This is a genomic window from Mycobacterium sp. IS-1556 (assembly GCF_001499985.1).
In the GTDB taxonomy this organism is placed as follows: Bacteria; Actinomycetota; Actinomycetes; order Mycobacteriales; family Mycobacteriaceae; genus Mycobacterium.
In genome coordinates this window covers 22,904-40,547 of record NZ_LQIM01000002.1, presented here as the reverse complement: position 1 = coordinate 40,547, position 17,644 = coordinate 22,904, and the positions used below count along the sequence as shown (strand labels likewise).

The window sequence follows — 17,644 nt, the reverse complement described above, 5'->3', positions numbered from 1 at the left end:
TTATGTCACTGCCAGTACCGATTATTGCACTTCTCTTAGGCAGCCCTTCACCGGACTCGCGGACGGCGCGTCGCTTCCGTGGAGGTGAACACACAGCTCATGCGGTGTGTTGACGGTACCGATGAGACAGAACTGTGTTGTTCGTCACGTTCACGAGACAACGTTTTCTAAGGAAATGGTTACCGATCAGTAGCTGACAGCTAGCAGGGTCGACGCGTCAGCTGTCGGCGGGGCCGGCTGGGGATTCCGCTCGGCGCTCGTGCCAGCGCAGCTTCAACAACAGCAGATGTTGGTGCGCGCGGAATCCAGCCGACAGCGGATCACGCCAGGCCGGCGAATGGCGCTTCGGTTCGAGATCGTTGTGCACGCCTGACATTGTGCCGTCTCTTCGGCGATACCGCCGCCCGGCGCGCGTGCCTGAGGGGTGAACGGCAATGGAACGCTCGCCCGCACCCGCAGGTCATAGGGTGGGCCTATGGGTCGGGTCACAGCCAGGCGACGGGCACAGCACATGACCGCTGACACCGCGGTCGCGCGGCCCGAAACCCTGGTGGTCGAGGAGCCGATGGAGATCCGCGTCAACGGTGTGCCGATCACCGTGACGATGCGCACCCCGGGTTCGGATGTCGAACTCGCGCAGGGCTTTCTGCTCACCGAAGGGGTCATCGGTGGCCGCGACGACGTGCTCGCGGCGCGCTACTGCAAGGGCGCCGGCCCCGACAATCTGAACACGTACAACGTGCTCGATGTGCGGCTGGCGGCGCATGTTCCGGCACCCGACGTCGATGTGACGCGCAACTTCTACACCACCTCGTCCTGCGGGGTCTGCGGCAAGGCGTCGCTGGAGGCGGTGCGGTTGAGCAGCCGCCACGGTCCTGGTGACGATCCGACCACGGTCACCGCCGACACGCTCTCGGCACTGCCGGCCCGATTGCGCAAGGCGCAGAAGGTGTTCGCCAGTACCGGCGGCCTGCACGGCGCCGCCGTGTTCGCGGCCGACGGCACCATGCTCGCTGTACGCGAAGACATCGGCAGGCACAACGCCGTCGACAAGGTCATCGGATGGGCGGTGGAACACGGCCGCGTTCCACTGGCCGGCACGGTGCTGCTGGTCAGCGGACGAGCGTCGTTCGAATTGACCCAGAAGGCAGTGATGGCGGGCGTCCCGGTGCTGGCGGCGGTGTCGGCGCCGTCCTCGCTGGCGGTGGACTTGGCCAGCCAGTCCGGGCTGACGCTGGTCGCATTTCTGCGCGGCGAGTCGATGAACGTCTACACCCGGCCCGACCGCATCACCCGCTGACTCCCAGTCCAGCCGCGAAACCGACGTAATGGTCGCAATCCGGCTCGCAATGCAGCCATACCGTCGATCTCGACGGCAATACTTCCGGGAAACCTCCCGAGAACTACGCGCTGCTTATTGCCTGACTTCTCAAACGCGGCTCGTGCCTCGCCGCTTGATCGTCGTCAGGCGGACTTGTCGCGGCGTTCCGGTCGAGACGGCTTGCGCGGCACGATGGTCGGCAGCACGTTGTCCTGGACCGTCTCTTTGGTGACGACCACCTTGGCCACGTCGTCGCGGCTGGGGATGTCATACATCACCGGCAGCAGGACTTCTTCCATGATGGCGCGCAGGCCGCGGGCACCGGTGCCGCGGTGGATGGCCTGATCGGCGATCGCTTCCAGGGCCTCATCGGTGAACTCCAGCTCGACGCCGTCCATCTCGAACAGTCGGGTGTACTGCTTCACCAACGCGTTCTTCGGCGTGGACAGGATCTGCACGAGCGAGTCCTTGTCGAGGTTCGTCACCGACGCGACGATCGGCAGCCGGCCGATGAACTCCGGAATCAGCCCGAACTTGATCAGGTCTTCGGGCATGACCTCGGCGAAATGGTCCTGGGTGTCGATCTCCGCCTTGGAGTGCACCTCGGCGCCGAAGCCCAGCCCGCGCTTGCCGACGCGGTCGGAGACGATCTTCTCCAAACCCGCGAAAGCGCCTGCGACGATGAACAACACGTTGGTGGTGTCGATCTGGATGAACTCCTGGTGCGGATGCTTGCGACCGCCCTGCGGCGGCACCGACGCCTGGGTGCCTTCGAGGATCTTCAGCAGCGCCTGCTGGACGCCCTCGCCGGACACGTCGCGGGTGATCGACGGATTCTCGCTCTTGCGGGCGATCTTGTCGACCTCGTCGATGTAGATGATCCCGGTCTCGGCGCGCTTGACGTCATAGTCGGCGGCCTGGATCAGCTTGAGCAGAATGTTCTCCACGTCCTCGCCGACGTAGCCGGCTTCGGTCAGCGCGGTGGCGTCGGCGATCGCGAACGGAACGTTGAGCATCTTGGCCAGCGTTTGCGCGAGATAGGTCTTGCCGCAGCCGGTCGGGCCCAGCATCAAGATGTTGGACTTGGTGAGTTCGACGGGTTCGGACCGCGAATCGCGGGTCTTCTCCCCCGCCTGGATTCGCTTGTAGTGGTTGTAGACCGCGACCGCCAGCGTGCGCTTCGCAGTGTCCTGTCCGATGACATAGCCCTCGAGGAAGTCGCGGATCTCGGCCGGCTTGGGAAGTTCGTCGAGTTTGACGTCGTCGGCGTCTGCCAGTTCCTCTTCGATGATCTCGTTGCAGAGGTCGATGCACTCGTCACAGATGTATACGCCGGGGCCGGCGATGAGTTTCTTGACCTGCTTCTGACTCTTTCCGCAGAACGAGCACTTCAGCAGGTCACCGCCGTCTCCAATGCGCGCCATGGTGGTGGGGTCCCTACTTCCTGTTCGTCATCCGTCTCGGTCCGTGTCGAACGTCTGCTTCGACGCTACCCGTTCGGTTACCTGGGGGGCGACCGATAAACCCGAATCGCGTCGGTGGTATTTAACTGTGTTCGCAGAACATATCGTTTGAATCCGCCGTAGGGCCTTCCAAACCGCGACCGTGTCCTTGGCGTGTCGCCGACGTTACTCGACCGAGAGCACGCTGTCCTCGACGCCGGGCGCGACGCCGGAGGTGAAAATGAGGGTCAACCGAAGGTCAGGCGGACTGCGCCGACAGCTTGCGGTACTCCAGAACCGTGTCGATGACGCCGTATTCCTTGGCCTCTTCGGCGGTGAGGATCTTGTCGCGGTCGGTGTCCTTGCGGATCTGCTCGGGGGACTTGCCGGTGTGGTTGGCCAGCGTCACCTCCATCAGCGTGCGCATCCGCTCGATCTCGGCCGCCTGGATCTCCAGGTCGGAGAACTGGCCCTGGATGACACCGGCCAGCGCGGGCTGATGGATCAGGACGCGGGCGTTGGGCAGCGCCATGCGCTTACCGGGGGTGCCGGCCGCGAGCAGCACCGCGGCCGCCGAGGCGGCCTGGCCCAGACACACGGTCTGAATGTCGGCCCGCACGTACTGCATGGTGTCGTAGATCGCCATCAGCGAGGTGAACGAACCGCCGGGCGAGTTGATGTACATCGTGATGTCACGGTCCGGATCCAACGACTCCAACACCAGCAGCTGCGCCATGATGTCGTTCGCCGACGCGTCGTCGACCTGCACGCCGAGGAAGATGATGCGTTCCTCGAACAGCTTGTTGTACGGGTTGGACTCCTTGACGCCGAAGCTCGAGTGCTCGATGAACGACGGCAGGATGTAGCGCGCCTGCGGCGCCAGACGCGGATCAGTGTGGTCGGTCATTTGTCTAGTCCTGCTCCTGGTCCCGAGCCGTTGATGCTCGCGCTGGTGATGATGTGGTCGACGAAGCCGTACTCGAGGGCTTCCTGCGCGGTGAACCAGCGGTCGCGGTCGGAGTCCGCCTCGATCCGCTCGATGGGTTGCCCGGTGAACTCGGCGTTCAACCGGAACATCTCCTTTTTGATCACAGCGAACTGCTCGGCCTGGATCGCGATGTCCGCCGCACCGCCGGTGATGCCGCCCAGCGGCTGGTGCATCAGGATCCGCGCGTGCGGCAACGCGTACCGCTTACCCTTCGTGCCCGCGGCGAGCAGGAACTCACCCATCGAAGCGGCCATGCCCATCGCATAGGTGGCGACGTCGCACGGCGCCAACACCATGGTGTCGTACACGGCCATGCCGGCGCTGATGGAGCCGCCGGGCGAGTTGATGTAGAGGTGAATGTCCTTGGTGGGGTCCTCGGCGGACAGCAGCAGAATCTGCGCGCACAGCTTGTTCGCGATGTCGTCATCGACCTGTGAGCCCAGGAAGATGATCCGCTCCGCCAGCAACCGCTCATAGACCGAGTCGACAAGGTTTAGGCCTTGCGAGGCGCCACGCATGTGGGTCACGACTGGATACCTGCTTTCTTCAAGAGCTTGATACTCACCGACACTAACCAACCCGCGAGCGCACGCACTCCCGAGACGGGCTGCGTTCGCTCACAGCGTCACTTCGCGTCGGCCGATTCCTCGTCGGCTGCGGCTTCGGTCGTCTCTTCGGCGGTCCCCGAAGCCTGTTCGGCCTCGCTCTCGGTCTGCGCGCGCCCGAAGAACTCCGAGGTGTCGATCACGGTGCCGTCGGAGTCGGTGACGGTCGCGGCCTCGACGATGGCGGCGAGCGTCAGCCCACGGCGCACGTCGGCGAACAGCGCCGTCATCTGGTTGTTCTGCTGCAGTGCCTGCACCAGCTGCTGGGGCTGCAGGCCGTACTGCTGCGACATCAGCATCAGGCGCTCGGTGATGTCGTTCTGGGTGACCTGGACGTCGAGCTTGTCGGCGATCGCGTCGACCAGCAGCTGGGTCTTGACGGCCTTCTCCGCGTTGCTGCGGGTGTCGGCGTCGAACTCCTCGCGGCTGCTGCCCTGAGACTCCAAAAGCTCGGCGAAGCGGGCCTCGTCGTGATCGAGGCTGTGGATCGCGTTGTGCAGCGTGTCGTCGATCTGCGCCTGCACCACCTTCTCCGGCAGCGGCACGTCGACCTGATCGAGCAATGTCTCGAGGGCTCTGTCGCGGATCTGCTCGGCCTGCTGGGCACGCTTGGTCCCACGCACCTGCTCGGTGAGCGAGTTCTTCAGCTCCTCCATGGTGTCGAATTCGCTTGCCAGTTGCGCGAACTCGTCGTCGGGCTCGGGCAGCTCACGCTCCTTGACCGACTTGACGGTGACGGTCACCTGCGCGTCCTCGCCGGCGTGCTCACCCGCGGCCAGCTTGGTGGTGAAGACGCGGGTCTCGCCCTCCTTGAGCCCGATTATCGCTTCGTCGAGGCCCTCCACCAACTGGCCCGAGCCGACCTCATGGGACAGGCCCTCGGTGGTGGCGTCGGGTAGCTCCTGGCCGTCGACCGTGGCGGACAGGTCGATGGAGACGAAGTCGCCAGTCTCGGCGGCACGGTCCACTCCCTTGAGCGTGCCGAAGCGGGCGCGCAGCGTCTGCAGTTCGGCATCGACCTCGTCGTCCGTCACCTCGATGGGGTCGACGGTGACCTTCAGCTCGGACAGGTCGGGGATCTCGATCTCCGGCCGGATGTCGACCTCGGCGGTGAAGGTCAGGTCCTCGCCGTACTCCTTCTTGGTGATCTCGATCTCGGGTTGGCCGAGCGGCTGCACCTCGGAGGTGGTGACCGCTTCGCTGTAGCGGCCGGGCAGGGCGTCGCTGACGACCTGATCGAGCATCGCCTCGCGGCCGACGCGGGCCTCGAGCAGCTTGCGGGGCGCCTTGCCCGGACGGAAGCCGGGCAGCCGGACCTGTTTGGCCAACTGTGCGAACGCGCGGTCGAAGTCGGGTTCGAGCTCGGTGAAGGGCACCTCCACGTTGATGCGAACCCGGGTCGGGCTCAACTTCTCGACGGTGCTCTTCACGATCTGCTCCTTGTTGGTCTGGCGTTGGTTCTGGCGCTGGTTCGGTGTCGCAGTCGGGGTGACAGGATTTGAACCTGCGGCCTTCCGCTCCCAAAGCGGATGCGCTACCAAGCTGCGCTACACCCCGTGCCCGTGTGGTTGCCCGCAAAACACGAAACGACCACGCGAGATACTACGGGCTGGACACGCGAAGCCTTCAATTGGATTTGATTCGGGTGCCGCCGGTACGATCTGCTCTTGCTGTACACGCGGGCGTAGCTCAATGGTAGAGCCCTAGTCTTCCAAACTAGCTACGCGGGTTCGATTCCCGTCGCCCGCTCCAAGCTGGGAGTCCTCGGCGTGATCACCGTATGACGCGGTGGACGTCGGGCTTCTCGTCGCCGCCTTCCTGGGCGATCCACGGCCCGTCGATCGACGGGTCCAGAATCCCTTCTTCGAGCCATGTGAATCGGTCCTCGAGCACGCCGCGAGCAAGTGCCCGGTCGGAGTCGTCGCAGTTGCGCCACAGCTGGTCGAACAGTTGCTCCGTCCGGATTCGGGCCTGCTCGCAGAATGCCGCGGCGAGTTCGACGGCGCTGTCGTCCTCCCGATCACGTTGTGCCCGCACACAAACGGCGGTCATCGCGAACAGCTCCGCGCCGATATCCACGATCCGTCCCAGGAACCGCTGCTTTTGCTCCAGCTTGCCCTGCCACCGCGACATCGCGTAGAAGGTGCTGCGGGCCAGTCGGCGGCTGGCCCGCTCGACATAGCGCAGATGGGTGGCCAGCGGCCCGAATTCCCGGAACGACGCGGGCAGCTGGCCCTTGCCGGTGACCAAGGTGGGCAACCACCGGGCATAGAACTTGCCGGCATTGGCCGCCGCTTTCGCTTTGCGCGACAGATCGGCCTCGGGGTCGATGACGTCGCCGGCCACCGACAAGTGCGCATCCACCGCCTCGCGGGCGATCAGCAGGTGCATGATCTCGGTGGAGCCTTCGAAGATCCGGTTGATGCGCATGTCCCGCAGCATCTGCTCGGCGGGCACTCCGCGCTCGCCACGGGCGGCCAACGAATCGGCCGTCTCGAAGCCGCGCCCGCCGCGAATCTGCACCAGTTCGTCGGCGATCAGCCAAGCCATCTCTGAGCCGTAGAGCTTGGCCAGCGCCGCCTCGATCCGAATGTCGTTCTGCTTGGCATCGGCCAATTCACTGGCCAGTTCGACCACAGCTTCCAGGCCGTAGGCGCTGGCCGCGATGAACGCGACCTTGCCGGCCACCGCTTCGTGCTCACCGACCGGCCGGCCCCACTGCACCCGCTCGCGGGACCACTGCCTCGCGATCTTCAGGCACCACTTCGCCGAGCCGGCGCAGATGGCCGGCAACGAGAGCCGTCCCACGTTGAGCGTCGATAGCGCGATCTTCAGCCCGTCGCCTTCGCGGCCGATCCGGTTGGCCGCCGGTATCCGCACGTCGGTCAGCCGGGTGAGGCCGTTCTCGATACCGCGCAACCCCATGAAAGCGTTGCGGTTCTCCACGACGATGCCCGGTGTGTCCGCCTCCATGACGAACGCGGTGATCCCACCGCGGTGTCCCTCACTCTTGGGTACTTGAGCCATCACAACGAGCAGGTCGGCGACCACGCCGTTGGTGGTCCACAGCTTGGTTCCGTTCAGGACGTAGTCGTCACCGTCCGGGGTCGCGGTGGCGTGCAGCCGGGCCGGGTCGCTGCCGACGTCCGGTTCGGTGAGCAGAAATGCGCTGATCTCCTGCGCGCACCGGGGCAGCCAGATTCGCTTCTGCTCGTCAGTCCCGAACATCGAGATCGGCTGCGGCACTCCGATCGACTGATGCGCCGAGAGCAACGCGGCCAGCGAGGGGTGCACAGAACCCACCAGCATGAGGGCCTTGTTGTAGTACACCTGGGACAGCCCGAGGCCGCCGTACTCGGTGCTGATCTTCATGCCGAACGCCCCGAGCTCCTTGAGGCCGGCGACCACTTTGTCCGGGATCTGCGCGTCGCGCTCAATCACCGCGGCGTCGATCTGCGACTCGCAGAACTCCCGGAGCTTGGCCAGGAAGGCCTCACCCTGTTTTCTGGATTCCGCCGAGCCGCTGGGGTGGGGATGGACGAGGTCCAACCGCAATCTGCCGAGGAACAGTTCCTTACCGAAGCTGGGCTGGCGCCACTGCGCCTCCCGCGCTTGTTCGGCGAACTCCCTGGCCTGTCGCTCGCTGACTTCTTCCGTAACAGTCATCGCAGACCTCCTCACAGATGGCCCTACTCGACAGTAACCGCGGCTACGGTTTCCAAACGAGCGATGTGGATTCGATTTCGCCGCGATCACGCTCACGTCGTTCTCGCCGACCATCCGTGTCCCCCGTGCACTCAGCTGTCGGCGTAATTCCGGTCGAGGTCGGCACCGGTTTTTCGGCCGGTTTGCTCGGTACGCTGGCGTCATGAACGGCGTTCTGCTCGTGCTCGTTGTCCTGGTCATCGTCGCACTGGGCGTGGTTGTCTACGCGGCGATGAAGGCTTCGGACCGGCGCAAGGCCGCCTCGCTGGACGACGCCAAGGCCGACGCCCGTCGCGTGATCGAACGCCTCGGCGGCCAGGTCATCAACCTGACGGGCACCGACGACGCGTCCAAACAGGCCTTGGCCGACGCGTCCGAGCGTTACACCGCCGCCGGCTCGCAGATCGAGCAGGCCAACACCGCGAAGCAGGCGCTGCTCGCCAAGGAGAGCGCGCTCGAGGGCCTCTACTACGTGCGCGCCGCGCGCATCGCGATGGGCATGGATCCGGGACCGGAGCTGGAGACGCTGGCCGGTCAACGCGCCGCGGGCGCGGTGACCGAGGATCGCAGAGTCGACTTCGAGGGTCGCGAGATCGAGGCGTCGCCGTCGCCGTCCGAACGCACGCCCAACTACTACCCCGGCGGCCGCGTCGCCGGCCGTCCCGTTCCGGCGGGGTGGTACTCCGAGCCGTGGTGGAAGCCCGCGCTCGTCGCCGGCGCCTGGGGTCTGGGTTCGGTGCTGCTGTTCGACGCGCTGTTCTCGGGCATGCACGGAACCGGCTACGAGCAAGGTTTCGCCCAGGGCTACGACCAGGGGTTCGATCAGGGACAGGACCCCGGCGGTGATCACGGCGGCGACTGGGGCGGCGGCGGTGACGGCGGCGGCGACTGGGGCGGCGGCTTCGGCGATTTCGGCGGCTTCTGACTCACCCTCCGCTGAAACTGAAGTTGTGCACGTGATTCAGCCGCCCGACTTTCAGACATAAGTTCAGTTTCGGCGAAGAGCCACGCCCTAACTCTGATCCTTCGGGCACCAGAACACGTTGCGGCCCTCCATCACCTCGGTGCGAATCTCGGTTCCGCAGACCCGGCAGGGCTCGCCTGCGCGCCGGTAGACATAGGTGCGGGGTCGGCCGGGAGCGTACGACGGCAGCCCGTGGTCATCCTCGCGGCGGATGGTATGAATCTTGCCGCGCCGCAGTCCAATTCGCATCAGCGCGACGAGGTCGGTCCACAGTGCGTCGAACTCTTCTTCGTCGACGTGCGCGCCTGGTCGGTGCGGGTCGATGCCGTGCCGGTAGAGCAGCTCGTTGCGGTACACGTTGCCCACTCCCGCGATCACCGACTGGTCCATCAGGAGCGCCCCGATCGGCCTGCGGGACTTACGGATTCGCGCCCACGCCGGTGACGGGTCGGCATCGCGACGCAGCGGATCGGGGCCGAGCCGAGCGATCACGTCGGCGATCTCCGGTTCGGCCAGCACCTCGCACACCGTCGGCCCGCGCAGATCCGTGCCGTATTCCGCGCCGATCATCCGCATCCGCACCTGGCCGACCGGCAACGGCATCGGGAGAGGCACCTCGGTGAACGTGCCATACAGACCGAGGTGGACATGCACGACCCGGCCGCCTTCGTAGTGGTGGAACAGGTGCTTACCCCACGCCGTGGCCCTCTTGAGCACTCGCCCGTTGACCGCTGCGGCGCCGTCGACGAACCTGCCCTGCGGACTGGACACCATCACCGGCGCGCGACCGAAGCGGCGCTGGTGCAACCGGGCGAGCCGGTGCAGCGTGTGGCCCTCGGGCATCCCTAAGCGCCGGGCACGGGAGGCGCTACGCGGGTCCGCTCGTACTCGGCGAGGATGTCGATACGGCGTTGGTGCCGTTGGGCTTCCGACCACGCGGTGCTCAGAAAGGCGTCGACGATGGCCAACGCCTCATCGACGGTGTGCATCCGCCCGCCGATGCCGATCAGCTGCGCGTTGTTGTGTTCGCGCGCCAGTTTCGCGGTTTCGACGCTCCACGCCAATGCGCACCGGGCACCGAGCACCTTGTTGGCCGCGATCTGTTCTCCGTTCCCCGAACCGCCGAGCACGATGCCGAGGCTGCCCGGGTCGGCCACCGTCTTCTCGGCGGCGGCGATGCAGAACGCCGGATAGTCGTCGTCGGGGTCATTGACGAACGCTCCGCAGTCCACGGGTTCATGCCCGGTGCCGCGCAGGTGCTCGATGATGGCCTGCTTGAGGTCGAAGCCGGCGTGGTCGGCTCCCAGGTAGACGCGCATGGCGGCCATTGTGGCAGACGCGATCCGCGGTGCCGCCGCGTGCGATCAGTCGAACTGCGGTGGCTCGGTGCGGGTGCGCTTGAGTTCCCAGAAGTGCGGGTACGACGCGAACGTCACCGACGCGTCCCACAACTTGCCGGCCTCCTCGCCGCGCGGAATCTTCGACAGCACCGGTCCGAAGAACGCCACGCCGTTGACGTGGATCGTCGGCGTGCCCACATCATCGCCGACCGCGTCCATGCCCTCGTGGTGGCTCTTGCGCAGCGCCTCGTCGTACTTGTCGCTGGCGGCGGCTTCGGCCAACTCGGCGGGCAATCCCACCTCTGCCAGCGATTCCTCGATCACCCGCGTGAAATCGGGGTCCGATTCTCCATATCCCCGATTGTGAATACGGGTACCCATCGCGGCGTACAGCGGTCCGAGGATCTCTCGGCCCTTGGCCTGTTCGGCCGCGATGGCCACGCGCACTGGGCCCCACGCCTTCTTCATCGCCTCCTGGTACTGCTCGGGAAGCTCACGACCCTCGTTGAGCACCGCGAGGCTCATCACCCGGAAGTTGACCTCGATGTCGCGGACCTTCTCCACCTCGAGGATCCAGCGCGACGTGACCCAGCACCACGGGCACAGCGGGTCGAACCAGAAATCGGCGACTGACTTCTCGGGCATGGGAGTCCTCTCGAGCGCAGGGGTTCAGACGTCAGTTGTGACAACTGCGGCCACCCGGTCGATGTTCCCACCTGCGGGCCGACCGTAACGACGCTGCCGCGATGGGCGGCTTCCGGCCGTCCGCTCCCTACAGTCGGGGCAGAATCGGCGCATGAAGTACGTGCTGCTGATCTGCGATGACGAGGTCAACGCCCCGACCAACGAGGAGTTGGCCGCGGACCCGGCGCATCAGGCTTGGGAGGCGGACCTGCAGCGGCGGGGCGCCGAACTGGCCGGTGAGCGACTGCGGCCGTCGGAGACCGCGACCACCGTCCGGGTGCGCGACGGCGAGACCCTGGTTTCGGACGGACCGTTCGCCGAGACCAAGGACTTCGTCGGCGGCGTCGTGATTTTGGAGTGCGCGAACCTGGACGAGGCGATCCAGATCGCCGCCGGCCACGTCTACGCGCGCCGGGGCTGCATCGAGATCCGCCCGGTCTGGGAATGGGAGTGACCGCACCCGACGACATCCGCACGGCCGTCGACGCCGCGTACCGCGACGAGTGGGGCCAGGTGGTCGCGACGCTGATCGGGCTGACCGGTGATTGGGACCTGGCCGAGGACTGCGCCCAGGACGCGTTCGCCGCCGCGCTGACGACCTGGCCCCGCGACGGCGTCCCGCACCGGCCGGGCGCCTGGCTCACGACGACGGCGCGCAATCGGGCGACCGATCGGTTGCGCCGCGATGCCGCCGGTGCCGCCAAGCTGCGTCAGTCGGTCGCGACGCAGGAACCAGAAGCGCCGCCGCCCGACGAGATCCCGGACGAGCGCCTGCGGCTGATCTTCACCTGCTGCCACCCGGCGCTGCCGTTCGAAGCCCGGGTGGCACTCACGCTGCGCACGCTGGCCGGCCTGAGCACCGCCGAGATCGCCCGCGCTTTCCTGACCGCTGAGCCGGCGATGGCCAAACGCCTGACCCGCGCGAAGCGCAAGATCAAAGAGGCCGGAATCCCGTACCGGGTGCCGCCCGCCGAACTGCTGCCGCAGCGACTCGCCGCCGTGCTCGCCGTGCTGTACCTGATCTTCAACGCGGGTTACGACGAGCAGGGTGTGGGCCGGGCGCTGAGCGCCGAGGCCATCCGGCTGACGCGGGTGCTGGTCGAGCTGATGCCGCAGGAGCCCGAGCCGCGCGGGCTGCTCGCGCTGATGTTGTTGCACGAGGCCCGCCGGGCGACGCGCACGGATGACGGGGTGCTGGTCACCCTGGAGCACCAAGACCGGTCCCGCTGGGATCGGTCGCTGATCTCCGAGGGCACCGAGACGCTCGATCAGGCGTTGGCCATGCGCCGGGCCGGGCCGTACCAGCTGCAGGCCGCGATCGCCGCCTGCCACGCGACCGCGCCCGACGTGGCGAGCACGGACTGGCGGCAGATCGCCGCCCTGTACACCGAGCTGGCCCGGCTCGCGCCATCGCCGATCGTGGACCTCAACCGGGCCGTCGCGGTCGCGATGGCCGACGGCATCTCGGCCGGACTGGCGCTCGTCGACGAGATCGCGGCGTCCGGCCGCCTCGACGGATACCACCTGCTGCCCGCCACCCGGGCGGACCTGCTGCGCCGAGTCGGACGCACCGACGAGGCCAGGGCGGCCTACGAGGAGGCCCGCAAGCTCGCGCCGACCGAGGCCGAGCGCCGCTACCTGGCCGAACGCCTTCGCCAACTCTGACGAATTTCCCGTCCGGCCGATGTCCATTTCGGCCGTCCTCCTTCGTCGGTAGGGCAAAGCCCACCGAACAGAAGGGGAAGTCTCGTGAGTACTCAGCAAGCGGCTGTGGTGCCTGCCAGCGCCACCCGCGCCCTGGCCATGCTTTTCGTGGGCGCGTTCGTCATGGGCACCTCTGAGCTGCTCGTCGTCGGGGTGCTCGACCTCGTCGCCGACGACTTGAGCGTCTCCGTCTCGACGGCGGGAACCCTGGTGACCGCGTATGCGCTGGTGCTGGCCATCGGCGGTCCGATCCTCACCGCGCTGACGATCAGGCTGAACAAGCGCAGGGTACTGTGCGGCGCGCTCGCGTTGTCGATCGCGTGCAACCTCGTCGTCGCGGTCAGCACCAGCTATGACCTCACCCTGGTGGCACGTTGTCTCACAGGCGCATTCGCGGGTCTGTTCGACGCCACCGCGTTCGCGGTCGGCCTCGCCGTGGTCCCACCCGCGCGGGCCGGGCGGGCACTGGCGGTGGTGATCTCCGGCGTCGCGGTCTCCGCCGCGGTTGGCGTGCCGCTAGGCACCTTGCTCGGCCAAGCGCTCGGCTGGCGGGGCTCTTACACCGCCATCGTCGTGCTGCTCGCGGTCACGCTCGTCGCCACGGTGGCGCTTGTTCCGTCCGTGCCCAGCACCGGTGGCGGCGTCGGCGACCAGGCGAGGTACGCCTTCGCCCCGCGGGTACTCGCGGTGCTGGTCCTGTGCGCCCTGGTGTTCGGTTCGACGTTTGCGGCGCTGACCTACATCGTGCCGTTCCTGCACGAGGTCACCGGGATCTCAGACGGCTGGGTCAGCGTCTTCCTCTTGGCCTACGGTGCCGCCACCGCGGTCGGTTCGTTCGGTGGCGGGCGGTTCGCCGACTGGAACGCCGGGCGCACCCTGATCTTCGGATCCGTCGGTGCCGCGGGATCTCTGGCGGCGCTCCACCTGTTCGGCGCCAACCCGTTCCTCGTGGCGGTACTCCTACTGGCGCTGGGCGTCTTCTCGATGGGCCTGGGCCCGTCGCTGCAGTACCGCGTCGTCGCGCTGGCTGGTCCCGGGGAACAGTTGGCGCAATCGCTGCCCGCCTCGGCGATCAACCTCGGGATCGCGTTCGGCTCCTTCGCCGGCGGTGTAGCGCTCGCGGCGTTCACCACCTCCGCGGCCGTCGTCACCGGATTCGTGATCGCGCTCGTCGCGATTCCCGTCGCGTGGGCCACCAACCGACTCACCCCACCGTCATGCACCACCCAACCCGAAGAAAGGAAGTAGGAACATGAGTGACAACAGTTTGACGATCGAGATCGTCGTGCCGAACACCCCCGAGGAGGTCTTCGAGGCCGTCACGAACGTCGACAAGTGGTGGAGCGAGGGCATCGACGGCGAAACCGCCGCCGGCGGCGGAGAATTCACCTTCACCGACTTCAACGACCTCTGGTGCCGTTTTCGCCTGACCCAAGTCACCCCTCCGAAGCGGATCGTGTGGCAGGTCATCGACAGCCGGCTCGACTTCGTCGAGGACCACACCGAATGGACCGGCACGCAGGTGATCTTCGACATCAACCCCACGCCCGGCGGAACAAGTCTGCGGTTCACTCACGAGGGCCTTCGGCCAACCGTCGAGTGCTACGAGGCCTGCTCGCGAGGCTGGGACTTCTACATCAACCGGAGCCTGCCGAACCTCCTCACGGTCGGCACCGGCGATCCGATCCGCAAGCCATAGGGAAGGCATGAATGGCGGCCCCGCTCAAGGCGGCCGCCCTTCATGGTGTGTCCCGTTAGCGATGCACGGCGGCGGACGCGAATAAGAAACGCCTAAGTGTGCGAACGGTGACCGAACCGTGTTGCCCCTGTGACCAATGTGAAGAATCGTTACCGAAGTGAACAAACACTTTGATCTCTACGCCCGCGCTATGACGTTTGTGGTGGGTTTGGCGGCGGTCGCAACGACGGTCGCCGCGCCGGCCCAGGCCGAACCGATCGACGACTCCTTCCTCGCCGCGCTGAGCGACGCGGGGGTCGCCTTCGACAACCCGACGGACACCGTGGCCCTCGGCAGGTCCGTGTGCCCGATGCTCGTCGAACCCGGCAAGAACGTCGCGCGAGTGTACTCGCAGGTGGCCGACAACGGCGTCCCGCCCGAGATAGCCGCCTTCTTCACCGGCATCGCGATCTCGATGTACTGCCCGCAGGCGATCTCGTCGATCGGCAACGGGACGGTGCTGGACTGGCTCCCGGCTGCGCGGGCCATACCGGGCTTCTAATCCCGGCGGGCGATAAGTTGGTCGCGTGGCACTTCCCAACCTGACCCGCGACCAAGCCGTTGAACGCGCCGCCCTCGTCACCGTCGACTCTTACCGCATTGTTCTCGACGTCACCGAAGGCGGCGGCAAGCCCGGCGAGCGCACGTTCCGGTCGACGACGACCGTCGAGTTCGACGCGCTCGCCGGCGCCGACACCTATATCGACATCGCGGCCGACACCATTCACAGCGCCACCCTCAACGGGCGCGACATCGACGTGTCGGGCTATGACGAATCCATCGGCGTCCCGCTGACCGGGCTGGCCGGGCACAACGTCGTGGTCGTCGAGGCCGACTGCCGCTACTCCAACACCGGTGAGGGCCTGCACCGGTTCGTCGACCCGGTCGACGGCGAGGTGTACCTGTACTCCCAGTTCGAAACCGCTGACGCCAAGCGGATGTTCGCGTGCTTTGACCAACCCGACCTCAAGGCGGCCTTCGACGTCACGGTGATCGCGCCGTCGCATTGGGAGGTGGTGTCCAACGGCGCCACGATCGACGTCACCGACGACGGGCCGGCCCGCCGGCACGCGTTCGCCGCTACCCCGAGGATGAGCACCTACCTGGTGGCGCTGATCGCGGGCCCATACGCGCGCTGGGACGACGTCTACAGCGACGAGCACGGCGACATCCCGTTGGGCCTGTTCTGCCGTAGGTCGCTGGCCGAGCACATGGACGCCGACCGGCTGTTCGCCGAGACGAAGCAGGGATTCGGCTTCTACCACAACAACTTCGGTGTCCCCTACGCGTTCGGCAAGTACGACCAGCTGTTCGTTCCGGAGTTCAACGCCGGGGCGATGGAGAACGCCGGCGCGGTGACGTTCCTCGAGGACTACGTCTTTCGCAGCAAGGTCACGCGTGCCTCCTACGAGCGCCGCGCCGAGACCGTGCTGCACGAGATGGCGCACATGTGGTTCGGCGACCTGGTCACCATGCAGTGGTGGGATGACCTGTGGCTCAACGAGTCTTTCGCGACGTTCGCCTCGGTGCTGTGCCAGGCCGAGGCCACCGAGTACACCCAAGCGTGGACGACGTTCGCCAATGTGGAGAAGTCGTGGGCGTATCGGCAGGACCAACTACCCTCGACACACCCGGTGGCCGCCGACATCCCGGACCTCGCGGCCGTCGAGGTGAACTTCGACGGAATCACCTACGCCAAGGGCGCTTCGGTGCTCAAGCAACTGGTCGCGTATGTCGGGCTCGAGGAGTTCCTGTCGGGGCTGCGCGACTACTTCCGCGACCACGCCTTCGCCAATGCCACGTTCGGTGATCTGCTCGGCGCGCTGGAGAAGGCGTCTGGACGCGACCTGTCGGGCTGGGGCAGGCAGTGGCTCAAGACGACCGGCCTGAACACGCTGCGGCCCGACTTCGATCTCGATGCCGACGGGCGGTTCACCCGGTTCGCGATCACCCAGAGCGGCGCCGCCCCCGGCGCCGGGGAGACCAGGGTGCACCGGTTGGCGGTCGGAGTGTACGACGACGATGGTTCCGGCAAGCTGACGCGCGTACACCGCGAGGAACTCGATGTCGAAGGTTCGAGCACCGATGTTCCTGCGCTGCACGGCGTTCCGCGCGGCAAGCTGATCCTGGTCAACGACGACGATCTGACGTACTGCTCGCTGCGGCTGGACCAGGACTCGCTGCAGACGGTGCTGACGCGAATCGCCGACATCGCTGACCCGCTGCCGCGCACGTTGGCGTGGTCGGCGGCCTGGGAGATGACGCGCGAGGCGGAGTTGAAGGCCCGCGACTTCGTGTCGCTGGTGTGCGGCGGCGTACAAGCCGAAACCGAAGTCGGGGTGCTGCAACGGTTGCTGCTGCAGGCGCAGACCGCGCTGAGCGCGTACGCCGATCCGCAGTGGGCCCAGGAGCAGGGCTGGCCCGAATTCGCCGACCGGCTCCTGGAATTGGGGCGCGAGGCAGAGCCGGGCTCGGATCATCAACTGGCCTATGTCAACGCGTTGTGCAGTTCGGTGCTCAGCGGGCGTCATATCGAAGTGCTGACGGAACTGCTGGAGGTGGATCCCGCGGCCAAGGGGCTGCCCGGGCTGGTCGTCGACACCGATCTGCGGTGGCGCATCGTCACCGCGCTGGCGGCGGCCGGCGCTGTCGACGCCGAGAGTCCGGAGACGCCGTTCATCGACGCCGAGGCGAAACGGGATCCGACGGCCGCGGGTCAGCGGCACGCCGCGGCGGCATCGGCGGCCCGGCCTCAGGCACCGGTGAAAGAAGCGGCCTGGCAGCAGGTGATCGAGGACGACGCGCTGCCGAACATCACCGCGCGGTCGATCATCGGCGGCTTCGTACGGCCGGGCCAGCAGGAAATGCTGAAGCCGTTCAGTGCCAAGTACTTCGGGGCGATCTCCGGCGTGTGGCAACGACGGTCCAGCGAGGTCGCCCAGACCGTTGTCATCGGGTTGTATCCGTCGTGGGATGTCAGCGAGGCCGGCTTGGCCGCCGCCGACAAGTTCCTCGCAGACCCCGACGTGCCGCCGCCGCTGCATCGGCTGGTCATCGAGGGCCGCGCTGGTGTTGAGCGCGCGCTACGCGCCCGCGCGTTCGACGTGTCCTAACTACCGCACTACCGCGCGAGCGACCGAGTCTGTACAGCGA

At 66.7% G+C, this 17,644-nt stretch carries 17 protein-coding genes and 2 tRNA genes; 9 read left to right on the top strand and 10 right to left on the bottom strand.

Annotated features, from left to right (window positions below):
- Nucleotides 1-217: 217 nt before the first annotated feature.
- The gene (locus AU187_RS25360; RefSeq protein WP_156442316.1) at nt 218-367 is read right to left on the bottom strand and encodes a hypothetical protein; all 150 of its coding nucleotides are present in this window, start codon (nt 365-367) and stop codon (nt 218-220) included.
- 108 nt (nt 368-475) lie between these two features.
- On the opposite strand from AU187_RS25360, the gene fdhD reads away from it, so the two are divergent.
- On the top strand, nt 476-1,300 hold the full coding sequence (gene fdhD, locus AU187_RS03295; RefSeq protein ID WP_059102371.1) for a formate dehydrogenase accessory sulfurtransferase FdhD: 825 nt from the start codon (nt 476-478) through the stop codon (nt 1,298-1,300).
- 164 nt (nt 1,301-1,464) lie between these two features.
- Here the strand turns inward: fdhD and clpX are convergent, their stop codons facing one another.
- The 5 genes from clpX to AU187_RS03270 all read right to left on the bottom strand — a co-directional run bounded on the left by clpX (nt 1,465) and on the right by AU187_RS03270 (nt 5,913).
- The gene (gene clpX / locus AU187_RS03290) at nt 1,465-2,745 is read right to left on the bottom strand and encodes an ATP-dependent Clp protease ATP-binding subunit ClpX (protein WP_059102370.1); all 1,281 of its coding nucleotides are present in this window, start codon (nt 2,743-2,745) and stop codon (nt 1,465-1,467) included.
- 277 nt (nt 2,746-3,022) lie between these two features.
- Complete coding sequence (locus AU187_RS03285) at nt 3,023-3,670, bottom strand: ATP-dependent Clp protease proteolytic subunit (protein WP_059102369.1); 648 nt, start codon at nt 3,668-3,670, stop codon at nt 3,023-3,025.
- A complete protein-coding gene (locus AU187_RS03280; RefSeq protein ID WP_082683763.1) occupies nt 3,667-4,329 on the bottom strand; it encodes an ATP-dependent Clp protease proteolytic subunit in 663 nt (220 codons plus the stop codon). The genes AU187_RS03285 and AU187_RS03280 overlap by 4 nt, the downstream gene beginning before the upstream one ends.
- Nucleotides 4,330-4,376: 47 nt before the next feature.
- Entirely contained in the window at nt 4,377-5,786 is a 1,410-nt protein-coding gene (tig, locus tag AU187_RS03275; protein ID WP_059102487.1) for a trigger factor, read from the bottom strand.
- Nucleotides 5,787-5,839: 53 nt separating this feature from the next.
- A tRNA-Pro gene (locus AU187_RS03270) sits at nt 5,840-5,913 on the bottom strand.
- Nucleotides 5,914-6,034: 121 nt separating this feature from the next.
- On the opposite strand from AU187_RS03270, the gene AU187_RS03265 reads away from it, so the two are divergent.
- Nucleotides 6,035-6,108, top strand: a tRNA-Gly gene (locus tag AU187_RS03265).
- A 21-nt stretch (nt 6,109-6,129) separates the two neighbouring features.
- Here the strand turns inward: AU187_RS03265 and AU187_RS03260 are convergent.
- Nucleotides 6,130-8,022, bottom strand: coding sequence for an acyl-CoA dehydrogenase family protein (locus AU187_RS03260; protein WP_059102367.1), 1,893 nt, complete (start codon nt 8,020-8,022; stop codon nt 6,130-6,132).
- Nucleotides 8,023-8,224: 202 nt separating this feature from the next.
- On the opposite strand from AU187_RS03260, the gene AU187_RS03255 reads away from it, so the two are divergent.
- Nucleotides 8,225-8,986 carry a hypothetical protein gene (locus AU187_RS03255; RefSeq protein WP_059102366.1) on the top strand — a complete coding sequence of 254 codons (762 nt, stop codon included), beginning with the start codon at nt 8,225-8,227 and terminating at the stop codon, nt 8,984-8,986.
- A gap of 87 nt (nt 8,987-9,073) precedes the next feature.
- On the opposite strand, the gene AU187_RS03250 is transcribed toward AU187_RS03255, so the two are convergent.
- The 3 genes from AU187_RS03250 to AU187_RS03240 are packed head-to-tail and all read right to left on the bottom strand — an operon-like array spanning nt 9,074 to nt 11,010.
- Nucleotides 9,074-9,868 (bottom strand): Fpg/Nei family DNA glycosylase, encoded by a 795-nt coding sequence (locus AU187_RS03250; RefSeq protein WP_059102365.1) that lies wholly within the window; start codon nt 9,866-9,868, stop codon nt 9,074-9,076.
- 2 nt (nt 9,869-9,870) lie between these two features.
- Nucleotides 9,871-10,344 carry a ribose-5-phosphate isomerase gene (locus tag AU187_RS03245; protein WP_059102486.1) on the bottom strand — a complete coding sequence of 158 codons (474 nt, stop codon included), beginning with the start codon at nt 10,342-10,344 and terminating at the stop codon, nt 9,871-9,873.
- 45 nt (nt 10,345-10,389) lie between these two features.
- A complete protein-coding gene (locus AU187_RS03240; RefSeq protein WP_059102364.1) occupies nt 10,390-11,010 on the bottom strand; it encodes a mycothiol-dependent nitroreductase Rv2466c family protein in 621 nt (206 codons plus the stop codon).
- 151 nt (nt 11,011-11,161) lie between these two features.
- Here AU187_RS03240 and AU187_RS03235 point away from each other — a divergent pair, with 151 nt between their 5' ends.
- From AU187_RS03235 to pepN, 6 genes are all read left to right on the top strand, one after another.
- Entirely contained in the window at nt 11,162-11,503 is a 342-nt protein-coding gene (locus AU187_RS03235) for a YciI family protein (protein WP_059102363.1), read from the top strand.
- Entirely contained in the window at nt 11,494-12,714 is a 1,221-nt protein-coding gene (locus tag AU187_RS03230; protein WP_197413466.1) for an RNA polymerase sigma factor, read from the top strand. The genes AU187_RS03235 and AU187_RS03230 overlap by 10 nt, the downstream gene beginning before the upstream one ends.
- 84 nt (nt 12,715-12,798) lie before the next feature.
- Complete coding sequence (locus AU187_RS03225) at nt 12,799-14,001, top strand: MFS transporter (protein ID WP_059102361.1); 1,203 nt, start codon at nt 12,799-12,801, stop codon at nt 13,999-14,001.
- 4 nt (nt 14,002-14,005) lie between these two features.
- Nucleotides 14,006-14,452, top strand: coding sequence for an SRPBCC family protein (locus AU187_RS03220; protein ID WP_059102360.1), 447 nt, complete (start codon nt 14,006-14,008; stop codon nt 14,450-14,452).
- Nucleotides 14,453-14,642: 190 nt separating this feature from the next.
- Nucleotides 14,643-14,993 carry a DUF732 domain-containing protein gene (locus AU187_RS03215; protein ID WP_059102359.1) on the top strand — a complete coding sequence of 117 codons (351 nt, stop codon included), beginning with the start codon at nt 14,643-14,645 and terminating at the stop codon, nt 14,991-14,993.
- Between the two features lie 25 nt (nt 14,994-15,018).
- The gene (pepN, locus tag AU187_RS03210; RefSeq protein ID WP_059102358.1) at nt 15,019-17,604 is read left to right on the top strand and encodes an aminopeptidase N; all 2,586 of its coding nucleotides are present in this window, start codon (nt 15,019-15,021) and stop codon (nt 17,602-17,604) included.
- Nucleotides 17,605-17,644 lie beyond the last annotated feature (40 nt).

Coding starts and splice junctions, on each gene's coding strand:
- fdhD (WP_059102371.1), top strand. CDS start 476: ATGGGTCGGGTCACAGCCAGGCGACGGGCACAGCACATGACCGCTGAC.
- AU187_RS03245 (WP_059102486.1), bottom strand. CDS start 10,344: ATGCGCGTCTACCTGGGAGCCGACCACGCCGGCTTCGACCTCAAGCAG.
- AU187_RS03230 (WP_197413466.1), top strand. CDS start 11,494: ATGGGAGTGACCGCACCCGACGACATCCGCACGGCCGTCGACGCCGCG.
- AU187_RS03260 (WP_059102367.1), bottom strand. CDS start 8,022: ATGACTGTTACGGAAGAAGTCAGCGAGCGACAGGCCAGGGAGTTCGCC.
- AU187_RS03285 (WP_059102369.1), bottom strand. CDS start 3,670: ATGACCGACCACACTGATCCGCGTCTGGCGCCGCAGGCGCGCTACATC.
- AU187_RS03220 (WP_059102360.1), top strand. CDS start 14,006: ATGAGTGACAACAGTTTGACGATCGAGATCGTCGTGCCGAACACCCCC.
- clpX (WP_059102370.1), bottom strand. CDS start 2,745: ATGGCGCGCATTGGAGACGGCGGTGACCTGCTGAAGTGCTCGTTCTGC.
- AU187_RS03250 (WP_059102365.1), bottom strand. CDS start 9,868: ATGCCCGAGGGCCACACGCTGCACCGGCTCGCCCGGTTGCACCAGCGC.
- AU187_RS03255 (WP_059102366.1), top strand. CDS start 8,225: ATGAACGGCGTTCTGCTCGTGCTCGTTGTCCTGGTCATCGTCGCACTG.
- AU187_RS03235 (WP_059102363.1), top strand. CDS start 11,162: ATGAAGTACGTGCTGCTGATCTGCGATGACGAGGTCAACGCCCCGACC.
- AU187_RS03215 (WP_059102359.1), top strand. CDS start 14,643: ATGACGTTTGTGGTGGGTTTGGCGGCGGTCGCAACGACGGTCGCCGCG.
- AU187_RS03240 (WP_059102364.1), bottom strand. CDS start 11,010: ATGCCCGAGAAGTCAGTCGCCGATTTCTGGTTCGACCCGCTGTGCCCG.